Here is a 16,604-nt window from a genome sequence, read left to right on the forward strand (position 1 = left end):
CGGAAGGGCGGTGGGTGGACGAGCTCAGCGCGTCGGTGCGTCGCCTGGCTCGGCGCCCTGCACGATCGGCACGCGCACGGCGCTGCCCCATTCCGTCCAAGACCCGTCGTAGTTGCGGACGTTGTCGAACCCGAGCAGGTGCTGCAGGACGAACCACGTGTGGCTCGACCGCTCGCCGATGCGGCAGTAGGCGATCACCTCGTCGCCCTCGGCGAGGCCCGCGCCGTCGCGGTAGATCGTGTCCAGCTCCTCGGCCGGCCGGAAGGTGCCGTCCTCGGCGACCGCCTTACCCCACGGGACGCTCTGTGCACTCGGGATGTGACCGGCGCGGAGCGCACCCTCTTCGGGGTAGGCGGGCGCGGTGGTGCGTTCACCGCTGTACTCCTCGGGGGAGCGGACGTCGATGAGCGGCTTGCCGAGGTGGGCGAGCACGTCGTCCTTGTAGGCGCGGAGGGCGGTGTCGTCGCGCTCCACCACGGGGTACTCGACGGCGTCGCGCTCCGTGGCATCGCGGGTGATCGCCCGGCCGTCCGCGATCCACTTGTCGCGTCCACCGTCGAGCAGCCGGACGTCCGCGTGTCCGAAGAGGCTGAAGACCCACAGGGCGTAGGCGGCCCACCAGTTGTTCTTGTCTCCGTAGATGACGACGGTGTCGTCTCGCGAGATCCCCTTGGATCCGAGCAGTGCGGCGAAGGCGGCTCCGTCGATGTAGTCGCGCTCGACCGGGTCGTTGAGGTCGGTGTGCCAGTCGACCTTCACCGAGCCGGGGATGTGGCCGGTCTCGTAGAGGAGGACGTCCTCATCGGACTCGACGACGACGAGACCGGGTTCGCCCAGGTGCGCTTCGAGCCACTCCGCCGTGACGAGGCGCTCGGGGTGGGCGTAGGCGGTGAACTTGGTCGAGGTCGAATCGGCGTCGACGGTCATGGGTACCTCCGGTCGTGCAGCTGGCTGCGGTGGGGCTCGGGTGTCGTGCATCTAGGCTGGAAGCCTGTCCCTTCGACAGTACGCCGTCCGCACCACCGAACAGCACCGATGCGTCAGACGCCGTAACCCAGCACCCATGCAGAGCCAGAGGTTTGCCGTGACCATGCCTTCCGTCCCGACCGGATTCCGCAGCCTCACCGACCGTGTCCCCACGGTCAGTGGCGCCGAGATCGTCGCGAGCCTGACGCCACCCCGGCAGTTCGAACAGGCGAGCTTCGACTCGTACCGTCCGGATCCCGACTTCCCAGGCCAGGCGGCCGCGGTTGAGAAGCTCCGCGGCTTCTTCGCGCCCCAAGCCGGTGGCGGTGGCGGTTTCTTCGGACGGCGGAAGTCCAAGGCACCGGCGGCCAAGCCGGGCATCTACCTGGACGGTGGCTTCGGCGTCGGCAAGACCCACCTCCTGGCGGCGCTCTGGCACAATGCGCCCGGTCGGAAGAAGTACTTCGGCACCTTCATCGAGTACACGGCCCTCGTCGGTGCGCTCGGCTATGCAGCGGCGGTCGCGCAGCTGACCGGTGCGACGCTCATCTGCATCGACGAGTTCGAGCTCGACGACCCGGGCGACACGATGGTCATGACCCGACTGCTCGGGGAACTCGTCGCGACCGGGACGAGGATCGCGGCGACCTCCAACACACCGCCGAACGCCCTGGGGGAGGGCCGCTTCGCCGCAGCCGACTTCCTCCGCGAGATCCAGGCCATGAGCGCCAACTTCGAGACCCTCCGCATCGACGGCACCGACTACCGCCGTCGCAGCATCGAGGGGCATGCCGTGGTGAGCTCCGAGGAGCGGTTCGACACCCGCGCCGCGGAGGCGGCGGCCGCCGACCGGGACGTCACGGTCGACACCTTCGACGGTCTCATCACCCACCTCGCCGCCGTCCACCCTTCACGGTTCATCGGATTGCTCGACGGCGTCGACCTGATCGCGCTCCGCGACGTCCACGAGTTGACCGACCAGGGCCAGGCGCTCCGGCTCGTCGCGTTCATCGACCGGGTGTACGACGCACAGATCCCCGTGGTCACGACCGGCACGGCCCTCGACGAGGTGTTCGGTGGCGACATGCTGAACGGTGGATACCGCAAGAAGTACCTGCGCGCGATGTCGCGCATGATCGCCCTCACCTCGATGGACTGACCGGTCCCGCCGGGCCACGAAACACGCTGTTTACCTGGGTGGCACTCGCGTAACACATCGGAAACACGCTGACAGTCGTGCGGAAACCTCCGTTCCCCAGACTGGTCGCTGTACCGAGTCGGACGGCGAGACCTAGCTCAGCCAGTCCTCACCATCTCGGGCACCCGTTGCAAGACCACGATGTGTGAGGAAGATCCAATGGATACAGGCAGTATCGCTTGGGGAGTCACGGCAACCGCTCTGGTGCTGTTCATGACCCCCGGCGTCGCATTCTTCTACGGCGGCCTCGTGAAGGCGAAGAGCGTCGTCAGCATGATGATGATGAGCTTCGGCGCACTGGGCCTCATCAGCGTGCTGTGGATCCTCTACGGCTTCAACATGTCGGCCGTCGGCAGCCCGCTGGAGTTCGCCGGCAACCCGTTCTCCGACTTCGGGATGACCGCACTCGCGAGCGGCGAGACCGCGAACACCGACCTCGTGGGAGCGACCTACGGTGCCACCTTCGCGATCATCACGATCGCGCTGATCTCCGGCGCCATCGCCGACCGCGCGAAGTTCGGCTCCTGGATGATCTTCGCCGGCCTTTTCGCGACGATCGCCTACTTCCCGATCGCCGCGTGGGTCTGGGGCGGCGGCTGGATCATGAACCTCGGCACCACGCTGTTCGGTGAGGATGCAGGCATCGGCGTCATCGACTACGCCGGTGGAACCGCGGTGCACATCAACGCTGGAGCCGCAGCACTCGCCCTCGCCCTGGTCCTCGGCAAGCGCATCGGCTTCCAGAAGGGCATCACGAAGCCGCACAACGTGCCGCTCACTCTCCTTGGCGCCGCCATCCTGTGGTTCGGCTGGTTCGGCTTCAACGCCGGCGCCGAGTGGCTGAACGAGCTCGCGAATGTCGGACTCATCGTCGTCAACACCGTCGGGGCCACCGCTGCCGCCATCATCGGCTGGATCGTCGTCGAGAAGTTCAAGGACGGCAAGGCGACCTCGGTGGGCGCCGCCTCCGGTGCCGTCGCGGGTCTCGTCGCCATCACCCCGGCGTGCGCGAACCTGACTCCGGGTTGGGCGCTGCTCCTCGGCATCGTGGCCGGCGCGGTCTGCGCCATCGCCGTCGAGCTGAAGTTCAAGCTCGGCTTCGACGACTCGCTCGACGTCGTGGGCATCCACCTCGTCGGTGGCCTCATCGGCACCCTGTACCTCGGCTTCTTCGCGACCGAGACCGGCCTCTTCGTCGGCGGCGGCATCGAGCAGCTCGCGGTCCAGGCCATCGCCGCCTTCGCCGTCCTCATCTACTCCTTCATCGTGGCCTTCGTCATCGGCTTCGCGATCGAGAAGACGATCGGCTTCCGCGTCAAGAACGAGGACGAGATCGCCGGCGTCGACACCTCCGTGCACGGCGAAGAGGGGTACGCCCTCGTCGACTGACCTCGACCGCCTCTGCTTCGCCGAACGGGCGTCGTCCACCAGGACGGCGCCCGTCCGTCGTCCCCTGGGGTGGGCGCCGCGGACGATAGGGTGACGGCGTGTCAACCTTCACCTCGATCATCCGCCGCGTCGCGAACGCGCTCCTGGGCCCCTCCACCCGCGCCGCCTCCAGTGCGGTACGGACCGCCGGCCTCGCGACGCCATCGACCACTACTGCCGCTTCACCCGGACGCTCAGGCCGGACGGCGACGGTCGAGGTCGACCCGCGGGCGGTGGGCGCTGTTTCCATCGACTACGCCCCGTCCATCGACGGCGATCCCGATCCCGGCGAGATCGTCTGGACCTGGGTGCCGTACGAGGAGCGCGACGGACGTGGCAAGGACCGTCCGGTGCTCATCGTGGCGCGCTCGACCGGAGTCTGGGTGCTGGCGGTGCAGCTGACGAGCAAGGATCATTCGCAGGACGGTGAGTTCGTGCCGCTCGGCACCGGCGGATGGGACAGTGCCGGCCGTCCGAGTTGGGCGAACCTCGACCGGGTCTTCCGCGTGCACCCCGACGGGATGCGGCGGGAGGCGGCCCAGGTCCCGCGCGATCGCTTCGCCCGCGTCGCCGCTGGGCTCCGTTCGCGATACGGGTGGCGCTGACCGACCTTCGACCGGTCGCTCAGGCGTACCGACCGCTCCGTCGCGGAGCTGCGTCCCACGGCACCTGCCCGTGCTCCCAGGCGTCCGCGGAGCCGGGAGTGGCCGGTGCGGCGGACCGTCGTCCACCCGGCACGGCACGCTCCGCCTCGGCGAGCGTCGCGAACCGACCGATCAACCGGCGGTCCTCTGACCGCGGTGCCCAGGTGACGCAGCGGAAGTAGGCCGGTGCGCCGCTCGGCGCGAAGTACTTCACGAGACCGGCCGGTCGGTCGGGCATCTCCCGCATCACGATCCACTCGGCCTCGCCGATGCGGATCGGTGGGGCAGCTGGCCGTTCGGACATGATTCGAACATATGTTCGATTCTCAGAGATGTCAAGGTGAGACTGCCTGTCACGTCGCAAGGCATCAGTGACAGCTCTCCATCAGGACATCGGTGACACTTCTCGAGAGGTCGATGGTGACACTTCGCATCGTCGCCCTGCTTCAGGATCCAGCTCGTGGCCATGGCTGCACAATGAGTGCGTACGCCGCCCAGATCCCGGTGAGCACTGCGGCGGTGATGATCCAACGGGTGAGGGAGGGCTTCGACCCTGCAGGATTGATCAGCTGGGCAACCAGGAACGACAGCAACGGCAGGTAGAGCACGAGCCCGACAAGGCCGTCATCCGCAGATCCGCATTCACGGCGGGCCGTCTCGACATACGGCGTCAACGGGCTGATGACGACCAGAACGATCGGCACCAACCCGACCGCGAGGATACTCGCCGCGAGGATGACGAGCTTTCGAACGCGTGTCGTCTCGAACATCGTCGAGCGATGCTGCACCCAGAACCAGCAGAGGACCGCGATAGCGGTCGTCGACGCAGCGTAGAGCGGCCGCAGATCGTCGACGTCGGCAGGCACGCGGCAGTTCATCCAGTGGAGGACGGAGCCCACGAGCGGGAACCAGGCGACGGCGATGAGCACGTAGGAGAGCGCGACGATCCCTCCTGGGCTTGGTACCGCAGGCGTCCAAGGCGAGGCGGGCGGCGGTGATGCAGTCGGTTCAGTCACGGGCTCCCTGTCCGATGAGACGCTGACCTGGTCGAAGGAGGCGAGCTCCACCCAGCGGCACCGAAGGAGATGGTGACCGACGGGCCCACAGCGTGAAGCCGATCGTGGCCATCTGGCTCTGAACGGTCATCCGGGCGAAATGTTGTCGAGTCGTGGTGGCGCTAGTTGGCCGACCACGGAATGTAGCCTTCGAGGTCATCGATGACGATGGACGGTGACGGTGGTTGAGCGCGATCGTTCAGAACGATCTTCCAGTCGCCCTCGATCCACTGCAGCGAGGTCGGCGTGCTGACCAAGGCATCTCCCTGCGCGGCATCCCTCCACACGACATCGATGAGGGCGAAGTCTGCGTCGTATTCATCGATGGCGAATGCGACAACCTGTGGTGCGCCAAGCGCCGGATTTGCGAGATCGCCCGGTGACGTCAGCGCGGCGTCTCTCCCGACACCTGGAGCAGTCACCAAGGGGATGAGCCGCGATAGGAGTTCACGGTCCGATGTCAACACCAAGGCGGTGTAGCCGACCGCAGCTCCGAGCGCCCCGTAAGCAGTACGCGCGAAGCAGTAGCGTTCGCCGTTCTCCTTGACGACGAATGGACCGCTGTCGCTGTTCTCCGCAGTGACAGCGATCGCACCGACCAACTCCCACCGATTCGTCGGAGCAGTCGACAGCGTGTTCTCCGCCTCAGCCGCGGATGCGCCACAGACGCTCGCCGCAGCGCTCCTCGGCCCATCCTCCACGGTCGTCGGCTGACCAGGTGCCGGTGACGCAGTGCCCGAGCAGCCGGTGAGTGCGAGCGTCGTGATTCCCAAGATGAATAGTGGCGTGCGAGTACGCATGGTCCCCCCTGTGCTTCAACCCGACCCCCGGTCTGAAGTTCCCTCACCATAGCAATGCCTCGTGAGCCCGATGCGGCTGCGGCCGTCACACTGGAGCCGCCGCTCTCGGCACTTCGGAGCATCGGTGTGGCTCTCGCGGTGGTCGGAAGGCCCTCGGATCAGGTTTCTGCACGCGGTTTCTTCGATCGGCGGAGTGACGTCGAACAGCGTCCCGTCCAGATCGAACCCGACTGCGCGTACCACGCTCACCCGCCCAGGCTAGCGAAGGGAGGGGACAGGCCGACGATGGTTCACGACGGGCTCGCCAGGGCGAACGCTCGCCACGTCCCTTCCGGGGGCACGATCAGGCACGGCATCCCCAAGGCGGCACCGCCGACATCGTCGTGCGCCGAGTCGCCGATCATGAGGCAGTCCGCCGGATCGACGCCGAGCGCGTCCGCGGCCAGTCGGAAGATCCGCGGATCGGGCTTCACACAACCGACCTCGTAGGACAGGATGACCGCGTCGAATGCAGTGGCGATGCCCCATCGTTCGAGCGCCGGGCGGATGTCCAGCGCGATGTTCGAGACGATCCCGAGACGCGCCCCTGCTGCGGACGCTCGGGCGATGAAGTCGGATGCGCCTGCGTTCAACATCCACTGGTTCGGCATCACCGCGTACAGCGCTTCCGCGACATCGATCGGTATCGCGTCGTCATGGCTCAGGGTCGAGACGAAGGCGTGCCGATGCGCGGTGGGGTCGAGGTCCCAGTCCAGAGCCGGGAACAACCGTCTGGCATCGCCCCAGACGTTCCGAATCCGCTCACGTGGGATCGTCACCGATACAGGCCCAGTCGCGACCAGGTCGCTCGCCTCATCGATCCACTCGTCCACCGAGCGGACGACCGCCAGCGTGTTGTGGAAGTCGAGGAGCACCGCGCTCGGCCGCGGACGTCCCGTCGCGCGCACAGGCTGACCGGAAGCTCCATCACCGCTGTACTCGCTCATCCCAGCAACCTAGCTCAGCGGCGCGACCGGAGGGATCGATCACCGCGCATGGTGGCGGGTCGGCGGGTCTCCTGCCTATCCGACGCGTTCGAGCGGCTCGACCGGAGCCGATCGCTCGATCTCGGCGACCCAGGCGTGCCGGGTCGCCGGATCCTTCCGGATCGACAGGAGCCGGTCCATGTAGGGCTCGAGCGCCGTCACCTTGTCGAGCGGGGCCCCGATCACGAGCTGGAAGCCGAGCCGCAGCCAGGCGACCACCGCACGGCCGGCGAACTCCGAGTCGGCCTTGATGAAGCCCTCGTCGAGCAGCACTGGCGCGAACCTCGGACGTGGGCGGTCCTCGTCACCGAGCTGGTAGCGGAGGGCTGCGCCGACGATGAACGCGACGAGCTCCTGGGTCTCGCCACCGCTCTTGTCGCCGAGCGAGGAGTAGACGCTGACGTCCTGCCCGGACGTGTCGTACCGTACGGCGGTGATCTCGACGTGACGGCGCACGTCGAGCACCTGGTCGCGGGTCGACTGGGACCCGGCACCCGTGTCGCGCATCGACTCCATGAACCGGCGGAGTCGCTGGAACCTGGCCTCCAACTCGTCATCGCCGAGGTTCGCGGTGACCTCGCTCGATAGGGCGCGCAGCTCGCGCCGGAAGGCGGAGGCCTCCTCGCGATGCACTCGGCGGAGGACGATCTTCAGGCGATCGTGCGCCGGTCCGAACGGCAGGTCGCGCAGGATGTCGTTGACCGGGACCAGGCGGTCCTCGATCTCCTCGACGGCGCTGTCGAACGCGCTGCTGAGGGGGACCAGGTCCTCGCCGCTCCACTGGGACAACCGGCGGCGCCACTCCTGGCGGCGCTCGGGGAGACCGGTGCCGAGGATGCCGTCGAGGATCGCCCGGTAGTCGCCGTAGGACTCGAGCGTCGTGCCGAGGTTCGGGTCGTGCCAGATCGACTGGTACTGCTCGAACACGTGCACCTGTGCGAGCGCGGCCTGCTCCGCCTGGCGGACGGCCGACGACAACTCGTCACCGAGCCGGGCGCGGAGCCGCTTCATCGCATCGCCGAACCCGCTGAGTGACGGCACACCGCCCACCGCTGCGAGGGAGGCTTCGATCCGCTCGACGTCGGCGGGGGAGACCTCCTCCACCTCGGAGCGCTCGAAGCGGTCGATGACGGTCGTCGCCGCGTCCTGCTGATCGACGAGGACCCCGTGCTCCTCGTCGAGGCGTCTGACACGGTCCTCGGCCGGGAACCGCTCGGCGTTCGCGGCGTCGAGTTCGCGTTGGGCGGCCGTGACCGAGCCCTGGAGCTCCTGCAGGACGTCACTGGCGTCGAGCAGACGCTCCAGCTCGGCCGCGGCGGCGTCACGATGCGCAGCAGCACCGTCGACGTCGATCCTGGCCCACTCGGTGTCGAGTCGGTACCGGTGGGCGGCCCGCTCGGCCTCACGACGCGACAGCCGCTGCTGGATGCCGGCCTGTCGACCGGCGATGACCTCGAGGCGCCCGCGGATCTCGGCCGTCTCCGCCTCGATCGACGCGATCCGCGCCTCATTGGTGAAGCCGAGGATCGGTGCACCGCCCGTGTCGCCGTGGGAGCCGCGGCGGCCGTCACGCAGCTGGCCGTTCACGGTCACGCGGCGCCCGCCACCTGAGAGTTCCGACGGAGACTCCACGCACCGCGCGTCGATCCGGTCCGAGCTCACGCGCTGCTCGACCCACGTGCTGAACGGGGAGGTGCGGTACGTGACGCGGCCGGAGATGAACGCGGGGTCACCCGCGTCTGGGGAGGACGGCTCGTGGAGTGGGACACCCTCGAACTGCAGGCGGACCGGGATCCTGACCGCGTCGATCGCGCGGCCGAACGCGTCGAGGTGCTCCTCATCGACGAGGACGGTCCTCGCGAGACCGTGCAGGGTGACCTCGATGGCGGGACGCCAGGCGGCATAGGCGGGAGCGACGTCGATGAGCTCGGCCACGAACGGCAGCTGTTCGGGATCGAGTCCGGCCGCCTCGGCGAGGGCGAGCCGTGCCCGATGGAGTCGATCGGGGACCGCGCCGTCACGGCCACGAAGCGACTGCAGCTCACGGCGGAGTTCGGTGTTGCGCTCCTCGAGGGGGAACGCTTCGCGATGCAGCTGGGCGCGATCGGTCTCGATGTCGTCGAGCGCGGTGTCGTCGTCGGCGAGGAAGTCCTCGCTGCGGCCGAGCGCACGCCGGAACGAGGCTTCATCCTCGATCGGATCGTCGAGGACCTCGGTGCGCTCGTCGAACAGCGACCTGGCTCGCGCCACCTCGGCGTGCGTCGCCTCCGCGGCCTCACGGCGTTCTTCAGCACGCCGCAGCGCGCTCCCGCCCTGCTCCGACACCTGACGCTCGAGTTCACGGACGCGGACTCCCGCCGCAGCGGCTCGTGCCCGCGCCGCCTCCAGCGTGGCTCCGGCCTCGAGCTTCTCCCGTCGGTTCCGGGAGACCGCCTCATCGAGCAGTGCCTCGTGCGCGCGACTGCGCCAGACGGTGAACGGCGTCGTACCGTCCTCCGTGAAACCGAGGCGCTCGAGGTCGGCAGCCGCCCGGTGCCCGTCCTCATAGTCGCGACGCAGCTCACCGAGCCGCTCGAGCACCCGAGCCTTGCGGCTCTCGGTCTCCATCGCGAGGTACGCCTCGTCGAGCGCCTCGAAGTGCGACAGCGCCCGGTCGGCCGCGTCGTACGTGCTCGGACGCTCCAGCACCATCGACTTGTACAGGCCGTCGACCGTCGGCAGGTGCTGGCCCGCCTGGATCCGGGCCAGCAGACGCATCGCCCGACCACCGTCGCCACCGGCACCGATGCCGAGACGGGTGTGCAGGGTGTAGGACAGCTCCGCGTAGGTGTCGCGGACGACGAATCCGGGGATCCGGCCCTGAAGCTCACCGGCGTCGAACCGCTTCGGCACGAACGCCTCGAGGTCCGTGAGCTCGAACGGCCCGTCGACGGTCGCCATCGTCATCGACAGGTCACCGGTGCGCAGCGCACGTCGGGGGACGAGGTAGGCGCGCACGACGGTGAAGCGACGGTCGTCGTCGTTGAGGAACGTCACCGCCACGGCACCCCAGGTGAGCTGATCCGTGCCGCGCAGGTTGATGTCGCGCATCGCCCCGGTCTGCGGGTCCCGTGCCGAGTCGACCTTGCCGCGGAGATAGGTGAGCAGGTTGCGCTGGTCGGGATTCCGCGCCCGTCCGACCGCCGCGTCGTTGGATGCTCCGTTGAACGGCACGTCCGACGGCATCATGACCGCGAGGTACGCGTCCATGAGTGAGCTCTTCCCGGTTCCGGAGGCGCCGGAGATGAGCGTCGCGCGGGAGGCGAAGTCGACCGACCGGTACCCGTCGAACCCACCCCAGTTGATGACCTGCATCCGTTCGATGCGCCACTGTTCGACGAGGTCCAGCAGGGTGTCGGTGTCCGTGGAGCGGCTCATCGGTCGTCCTCTGCTGCTGGTGGCTGGGTCTGGTCGTCGGGGGAGTCCTGCGACTCGGCTGCGGTGCCGTCGGGCTCGTCGTCCGAGTCCGCGTCGGCATCGGCATCGGGTCGCGGCTGTTCGGAGGCCGGATCGACCGCTGCGGTCTGCGTCTCGAGCCACTCCAGGAGATCCTGGAGGCGCTCGAGGGGGAGGAGCGTCTCCACCACCGACGCGATCCGGTGGCGGCGGGCGTCCTTGGTCCGCAGCAGGACGCGCGCGGTCAGCAACTTGTCGATCGCGCGTTCGACGCGTCCGTCGTCACGGGCGCGGTCGGTGGCGTGCTCGGGCCGGAAGCTCGCGACGAAGCCGAGCAGCTCGTCGTGTTCGACGATCGCGGCCCGTGCGCCGTTGGCCAGTTCGGTCCGGAGACGCGTCCGAAGGTAGACGAGCAGGATCGTCTCCTCGCGGCTGTAGCTGGTGTCGTGCAGCAGGGTCGGAAAGGGACGCCGCCCACTCTCCGAGCCCGCCTGACGCTTGAAGGCGACCTCGGCCGAGCGGTCCACCTCGAGCTCCAGGAACAGCTCGTTCAGACGGGACCGGAGCAGCGACTCGGACTCGAGGACCGTCCGCCACTCGGCAGGCTGGAGCGCGGGGCTGACGTAGCGGTGCTTCAGCAGAGCGACGAGCGCACGACGTTGAGCGGCGTCGAGGCGTCCCTCGTCCCCTTCGAAGAGGGCGAACGAGTCGTCATCCGGGCCGGCCACCGGCGCCGCGGCGGGTGCGAAGGCGTCGAGTCCGTCGGTCGTCAGATCGTCCGACGTCGGGTCGGTCGTCGCCGTCACGGTGGGATCCGTCTCGGAGGTCATGTCATTCCGTTCCGCGCCCGGCCTGGTCGGCCGGAGCAGTGGTCGTGGTCGTCGTGGGTCGCGTCAGCGCTGCGACACCGGCCTCACCGAGCGGGAAGGCCGGGAGTTCGAACGCGGTGGTCGTCCCATCCGGACGGACCGTCTCGTAGCGACGGCGTGGTGCCTGCTCGTCATACGTGCCCAGCTGGGTCATGAGGTGGACGAGGCCGAAGAGCTCCACCGGTCGTCGGAGTTCCGGATCGAGCCCGGAGAACGCCGCATGGGCGTCCTCGGCACCGGAGGTCACCGCATCGAGGAGCCCGGCCCGGAGCTCGTCGAGGAGCGGACCGCCCTGGGACCGGAGGGTGTCGAGCGACATCGCCGCGCCGTCGCTCCGTTCGACGTTCGTCGCGATCGGCGGCGGAGCGACCTCGACGTCCGGATCGTAGAAACGCTCGCGCAGGTGCTCGATGTCGATGGTCTCGGGGAGGAGCGGCAGGTCGACGGTGGCGCGTGGTCCCGCGGTCCGCATCCAGATGCCGAGACGCTGGTTCAGTGCTCGCAGGGTCGTGTCGAGTTCGCAGTCCTGCACGACGTCGTGATGCACGATGTGGTCGCGGAGCGTCGCGGTGAGCCGCCGACGCTGCGCGAGGACGTCGTCGATCCCCTGTCGGATGATCCCGACGGCACCCCGGAAGCCACGGAGCTCCGCGGGCCCGAGCCTGGCCGAGAAGGGGTGGTCGAGGATCGTGGAGAGGTCGCGCTTGAGGTCCTGCAGCAGATCGTCGTTGCGGAGGAGTTCGAAAGCGCCCTCGAAGGCCCGACCCTCGGCCGTCGCCGTCATGAGCTCGTCGGTGCGCCGCAGGTAGTCGTCGAGGATCTCGCCGATCGGACGGGTGTCGTTCCGGAAGTCCTCGACGATCCGCCGGTGCATCGCGATGACCGACTCCTCGACCCGGCGGAAGTCGCTCGGGAGCTGACGGATGAGGTCGGCGATGTTCGCGTAGCCGTCCTGCATCCGGTCGTCGCTCGCCGCGACGACGGTGCCGCCGGCCGCGACCCGTTCGCGTTCCGCCTGGAGCTCGGCGAGCTGCGCGTCGATGCGACGCAGATGCTCGTCACGATCCGGGTCGGCCTGGAGCGCCCATCGGCGCACGGAGTCGAGGATCATGGTCAGGCGCGACTCACTGATGAGGGCGCGGTCATGCGCGAGGCCGTCGACGAGCGAGACCGCTTCGAGCGCGTGCGAGGTGAGCGAGTACTGCTCCTCGCCGTCGTCGGTGCTCGTCCGGACGAGCCACTGGTCGTGCACCCACTCCCGGCAGAGGGTCCGTCCGCCACCGCGTTCGTCGCCGCCGGCCGGGATCCGGGCTCCGCGTGCCGCGAGTTCGCCGAGGTACTCCTCGACCTGCAGATGGAAGCGGTCCGCTGCGACGAACTGGACGTCACGGCCGAACGTTGTCCGGAAGATCGCGACAACCGCGGGTGCGGTCGGCCTGCTCAGCAGCCGGATCGCGGGACGCTCCAGCGCGTCCCGGACGCGGCCGAACTCTCCGCCGATCTCTCCCACTGCACTCCTCGATCGTCCGGGCACACGAACACCCCGAGGCCACCGCAGCTGCCAGATTATCAGCGCGCCGCACCCGTGGTGAGCCACGCCGGGCATCGACGGTCCCGATCCGCCCGGGCCCGGTCCGGCCGCTGTCAAGGTCCAGGGGCAGGCCGGGTGGTCCGGTTACGGTGAGGACATGGGAACAGAGCGATGCCCCGAGGTCCTGCGGGGAGACGGTTGAGCCGCGCGAACGGTGATCGCCGGTGATCCGTTCGGTGCTGCGGATGATCGGTTGGTGGGCGCGCGACTACGCCTACGCACTCGTCTGGCAGGTCCGGGCCTTCGTCAGCCGAACCGACCCGCACGACTTCTTGTCCGGCGACCGGTCACCGATCGTCGTCCTCCCGGGCGTCTATGAGACCTGGCGATTCCTCGAGCCGCTCATCCGCAGACTCCACGACGACGGGCACCCGGTGCACGTGATCGACCCGCTCGGACGCAACGACCGCACGGTCCCGGTGGCGGCACGACTCGTCGCCGACTACCTCGAGGCGAACGGGCTCGGCGACGTCGTCCTCCTCGCGCACAGCAAGGGCGGGCTCGTCGGCAAGTACGTCATGTCGCTCGGCGGCGGCGGAGCCCGGATCTCCGGGATGCTCGCCGTCGCGGCGCCGTTCGCCGGATCGCGGTACGCGAGGCTCATGCTCCTCCCGAGCCTGCGCATCTTCACCCCCGATGACCCGACGATCCTCGCGCTCTCCCGAGAGGCGACCGTCAATCCGAGGATCGTCTCCGTCTACGGGCGCTTCGATCCGCACATCCCGGGCGGCAGCCGACTCGACGGCGCCAAGAACGTGGAACTCGACACCGGCGGACACTTCCGGATCCTCGCCCACCCGCGGGTGTTCGCGGAGGCACAGCTGCTGGCGGACGGGCGGGACGCATGACGGTCGAGACGCTCGAGACCGCGCTCCATCCGCTCATGACCGTGGACGTGGTCGTTCCGGTGAAGGACGACGCCGCACTCCTCCGACGCTGTCTGCGGTCGCTCCGCGCGCAGCACACCAGACCCGCATCGATCATCGTCGTCGACAACGGCAGCCGCGATCGTTCCGAGGTCGCGGCCATCGCCGAGCGGTACGACGCGGTCCTCATCGATGAGCCGATGCCCGGCATCCCCGCGGCGAACGCAGCCGGGTTCGACCACGCGACCGCGACGGTCGTGGCGAGACTCGACGCGGACTGCGTGCCGCCACCGGACTGGGTGACCAGGATCGCCGAGGCGTTCGCGATGGATCCGGAGTTGGAAGCGCTCACCGGCCCCGCCGTCTTCATCGACGGTCCGCGCCTGCTCCGTGCACCGCTCGCCGGCCTCTACCTCGGGGCGTACCGGCTCTTCGTCGGAGCCGCCCTCGCCCAGGTCCCGATCTTCGGGTCCAACTGTGCGATCCGGCGCGCGACGTGGGACCAGATCGCCGAGGCGGTGCATCGCGAGGATGCGGAACTGCACGACGATCTGGACGTCTCGGCCCATCTGGGTCTCCACCGACGCGTGCGCTACGACCGGTCGCTCGGGATGGGGATCTCGATGCGCCCGTTCACCGATGCCGGTTCGCTCGCCCTCCGGATGCGTCGGGGCTGGACCACTCTGCGTGTGCACTGGCCGGAGGACCTGCCCGCTGTCCGATGGCTCCAGCGCAGCACACGACTGCGTGGCGGTTCACCGGGAGCGCTTCGGCGCTGACGAGTGACGCCCCTGGCAGTGGCCGACGAGACGGCACTGCCCCGTCGACCGTTACGCGCCCGACCCCGTCGCCACCGCGCTGGTGGTCGCGGTCGACAGACGGCTCGGGGAGGTCGGCTGAACGCGGACCCAGTCGTCACCCGCCCGCCGCACGGCGCCGGCCTGAGCGAAGGCCTCCAACCAACCGGTCATCGGCCAGGTTCCCCACCGGTCGGCGAACCGCGCGCCGTTCCGGAGGATGTCGTCGAAGTGTTGCCAGGGCGGGCGCTGTGTCTCGTGGTGCTGGTGGTAGGCGTGCGCGCCTCCGACCCACACGAGGGGCGCCCCCGCCGCGCTCAGGGCGAACGCGAAGTCGGTGTCCTCACCGCCGTAGCCTTCGTAGCCCTCGTCGAAGCCTCCGGTCCGGGACCAGGTCGACGCAGTCGTCGCGAACGACAACGACCAGAACAGCGGGTACTCGTCCTCGGAGGCGACGCGCTCCGAGCCCTCGTCCGGGTTCGGTCTCGCGGCGTGCGGTGCCGTCGCCGCCGCCAACGTGCGGGGGTCGGTGACGTCCACGCCGGGCTGCAGGTAGGTCACCGGGCCGCAGAGGACGGCGCCCGGGTGGCGATCGGACGCCTCACGGTATCGGTCGAGCAGTGCGGGCCCGGGGACGCAGTCCGCGTCGAGGAACACGATGAGGTCGGCACCGCGGTCGATGGCCAACGCGGCACCGGCGTTCCGACCCGCCGCGAGACGCAGCCCGTCCGGCCCCGGTGGGAGGTGGACCGTCAGTTCCGCGTCGAGAGCCGGTGGTGCGTCGTCACCGATCCACACGACGAGTCGCTCCACCACGTCGCCCGACGTCGGCATGGACGCCCCGACGGCCTCGAGCTGCCGTTCGAGGTGCCCGAGTCGTGGGCGCGAGCACAGGGTCACGATCGACGTCCTCATCGCCCACCCCCTGCAGGATCGCCGGCCGCGACCGCCTCGATCGCCTCCGCAGCTCGTCGCGCGGCGCCCGCCACCTGCCAACGAGACCAGTCGGGGTGGAACTCCGAGGCCCTGCCGAGGATGCCCGTCCAGTCCGCGGCGTCGGGCCAGGACGACCGCACGACCGCCAGCTCGTTGGCTTCGAGTGCACGTGCGGTGGACACCTGCTCCTCGAACGGGCGTTCCTGTGGGATCACGACGGCCGTGACGCCGGCCGCGGCGAGATCGGCGATCGCGTTCTGTCCGGCCCACGACACCACCACCTCCGCCCGGCAGAGCGCATCCCACGGGTCATCGGTCCAGACGGACCCGGCCTCGGTGCCGAGCGAGGTCCAGTCGCGACCGCTGGCGCGGGCGGCTTCCTCCACGGCTTCCTGCGACACCGAGGAGCCGCCGGCACCGGCGAGGAGGAGCACCCCGCTGCGCCCGGCTTCCGCGGCCGTCCGCTCGCGTCCCTCGAAGCGACTGATGCCGCCGGTGTACACCACCTTGTCCCGTACGGGATGGAGGTGCTCCAGCTGCAGCACACCGTGAGGCCATGGGGCGATGATCGTCGACGCCGCACGGAAGGCGAGCGCGTGCGGCTCGTCGTCGCGGTGGCCCGGCTGTGCCATGACGACGGTGGGGACGCCGAGCAGGCGTGCGAGGAGCACCACCTCGACGGAGACGTCCACCACCATCGCGTCCATCTGCTGCTGCGCGAGGGCGGCGGTGATGGTCGCAAGACGAGCACGGTGACCGGCATGCCCGAGTGGTGCCCAGTGCAGCAGCCCTTCCGCGGTCGGATCACAGTCGTCCGGGGGAGACGCGCCGTCCGGCACGTCGTCATCCCGGTCGAGCACCACCCAGGAACAGTTCGAGGGGAGTCCCACCGGCGCGGGGAACGAGCTGAAGCAGACGATGTCGGCGTCGAGGTGGGGTGCGACGGCGAGCAGACGCGTCACGTGCCCCCGTCCGTGGTGATGCACGTACCAAC

The 16,604-nt window shown here is 69.2% G+C and carries 15 protein-coding genes; 5 read left to right on the forward strand and 10 right to left on the reverse strand.

Annotated elements, in window-relative coordinates; genetic code table 11:
• Nucleotides 1–24: 24 nt before the first annotated feature.
• Nucleotides 25–927, reverse strand: coding sequence for a sulfurtransferase (locus B9Y95_RS05105; RefSeq protein WP_085510851.1), 903 nt, complete (start codon nt 925–927; stop codon nt 25–27).
• A gap of 163 nt (nt 928–1,090) precedes the next feature.
• On the opposite strand from B9Y95_RS05105, the gene zapE reads away from it, so the two are divergent.
• From zapE to B9Y95_RS05120, 3 genes are all read left to right on the forward strand, one after another.
• Nucleotides 1,091–2,125: a cell division protein ZapE gene (gene zapE / locus B9Y95_RS05110; protein ID WP_085511071.1), complete on the forward strand. Its 1,035-nt coding sequence runs from the start codon at nt 1,091–1,093 to the stop codon at nt 2,123–2,125.
• A 198-nt stretch (nt 2,126–2,323) separates the two neighbouring features.
• Entirely contained in the window at nt 2,324–3,553 is a 1,230-nt protein-coding gene (locus B9Y95_RS05115; RefSeq protein ID WP_085510852.1) for an ammonium transporter, read from the forward strand.
• 98 nt (nt 3,554–3,651) lie between these two features.
• Nucleotides 3,652–4,197 (forward strand): type II toxin-antitoxin system PemK/MazF family toxin, encoded by a 546-nt coding sequence (locus tag B9Y95_RS05120; RefSeq protein WP_234993966.1) that lies wholly within the window; start codon nt 3,652–3,654, stop codon nt 4,195–4,197.
• 19 nt (nt 4,198–4,216) lie between these two features.
• Here B9Y95_RS05120 and B9Y95_RS05125 read toward each other — a convergent pair whose 3' ends face one another.
• The 7 genes from B9Y95_RS05125 to B9Y95_RS05150 all read right to left on the reverse strand — a co-directional run bounded on the left by B9Y95_RS05125 (nt 4,217) and on the right by B9Y95_RS05150 (nt 12,930).
• Nucleotides 4,217–4,540 carry a hypothetical protein gene (locus B9Y95_RS05125; protein WP_085510853.1) on the reverse strand — a complete coding sequence of 108 codons (324 nt, stop codon included), beginning with the start codon at nt 4,538–4,540 and terminating at the stop codon, nt 4,217–4,219.
• A gap of 142 nt (nt 4,541–4,682) precedes the next feature.
• Nucleotides 4,683–5,102, reverse strand: a complete 420-nt coding sequence (locus tag B9Y95_RS05130) for a hypothetical protein (protein WP_143736332.1) — start codon at nt 5,100–5,102, stop codon at nt 4,683–4,685.
• 311 nt (nt 5,103–5,413) lie between these two features.
• Entirely contained in the window at nt 5,414–6,091 is a 678-nt protein-coding gene (locus B9Y95_RS20270; RefSeq protein WP_143736334.1) for a DUF8175 domain-containg protein, read from the reverse strand.
• A 290-nt stretch (nt 6,092–6,381) separates the two neighbouring features.
• The gene (locus B9Y95_RS05135; protein WP_085510855.1) at nt 6,382–7,077 is read right to left on the reverse strand and encodes an HAD family hydrolase; all 696 of its coding nucleotides are present in this window, start codon (nt 7,075–7,077) and stop codon (nt 6,382–6,384) included.
• 75 nt (nt 7,078–7,152) lie between these two features.
• A complete protein-coding gene (locus B9Y95_RS05140) occupies nt 7,153–10,533 on the reverse strand; it encodes an ATP-binding protein (RefSeq protein ID WP_085510856.1) in 3,381 nt (1,126 codons plus the stop codon).
• The gene (locus B9Y95_RS05145; protein ID WP_085510857.1) at nt 10,530–11,381 is read right to left on the reverse strand and encodes a DUF4194 domain-containing protein; all 852 of its coding nucleotides are present in this window, start codon (nt 11,379–11,381) and stop codon (nt 10,530–10,532) included. The genes B9Y95_RS05140 and B9Y95_RS05145 overlap by 4 nt, the downstream gene beginning before the upstream one ends.
• A 1-nt stretch (nt 11,382) precedes the next feature.
• The gene (locus B9Y95_RS05150; RefSeq protein WP_159453332.1) at nt 11,383–12,930 is read right to left on the reverse strand and encodes a DUF3375 domain-containing protein; all 1,548 of its coding nucleotides are present in this window, start codon (nt 12,928–12,930) and stop codon (nt 11,383–11,385) included.
• Nucleotides 12,931–13,178: 248 nt separating this feature from the next.
• On the opposite strand from B9Y95_RS05150, the gene B9Y95_RS05155 reads away from it, so the two are divergent.
• Both B9Y95_RS05155 and B9Y95_RS05160 read left to right on the forward strand, forming a co-directional pair.
• Nucleotides 13,179–13,859, forward strand: a complete 681-nt coding sequence (locus B9Y95_RS05155; RefSeq protein WP_085511074.1) for an esterase/lipase family protein — start codon at nt 13,179–13,181, stop codon at nt 13,857–13,859.
• A complete protein-coding gene (locus B9Y95_RS05160) occupies nt 13,856–14,656 on the forward strand; it encodes a glycosyltransferase family A protein (RefSeq protein WP_123539715.1) in 801 nt (266 codons plus the stop codon). Before B9Y95_RS05155 ends, B9Y95_RS05160 begins: the two co-directional genes overlap by 4 nt.
• 51 nt (nt 14,657–14,707) lie before the next feature.
• Here the strand turns inward: B9Y95_RS05160 and B9Y95_RS05165 are convergent, their stop codons facing one another.
• Together B9Y95_RS05165 and B9Y95_RS05170 are read right to left on the reverse strand one after the other, a co-directional pair.
• Nucleotides 14,708–15,589: a glycosyltransferase family 2 protein gene (locus B9Y95_RS05165; protein WP_123539716.1), complete on the reverse strand. Its 882-nt coding sequence runs from the start codon at nt 15,587–15,589 to the stop codon at nt 14,708–14,710.
• Nucleotides 15,586–16,572, reverse strand: a complete 987-nt coding sequence (locus B9Y95_RS05170) for a glycosyltransferase (RefSeq protein ID WP_234993967.1) — start codon at nt 16,570–16,572, stop codon at nt 15,586–15,588. The genes B9Y95_RS05165 and B9Y95_RS05170 overlap by 4 nt, the downstream gene beginning before the upstream one ends.
• Nucleotides 16,573–16,604 lie beyond the last annotated feature (32 nt).

The organism is Plantibacter flavus (genome assembly GCF_900177615.1).
In the GTDB taxonomy this organism is placed as follows: domain Bacteria; phylum Actinomycetota; class Actinomycetes; order Actinomycetales; family Microbacteriaceae; genus Plantibacter; species Plantibacter flavus.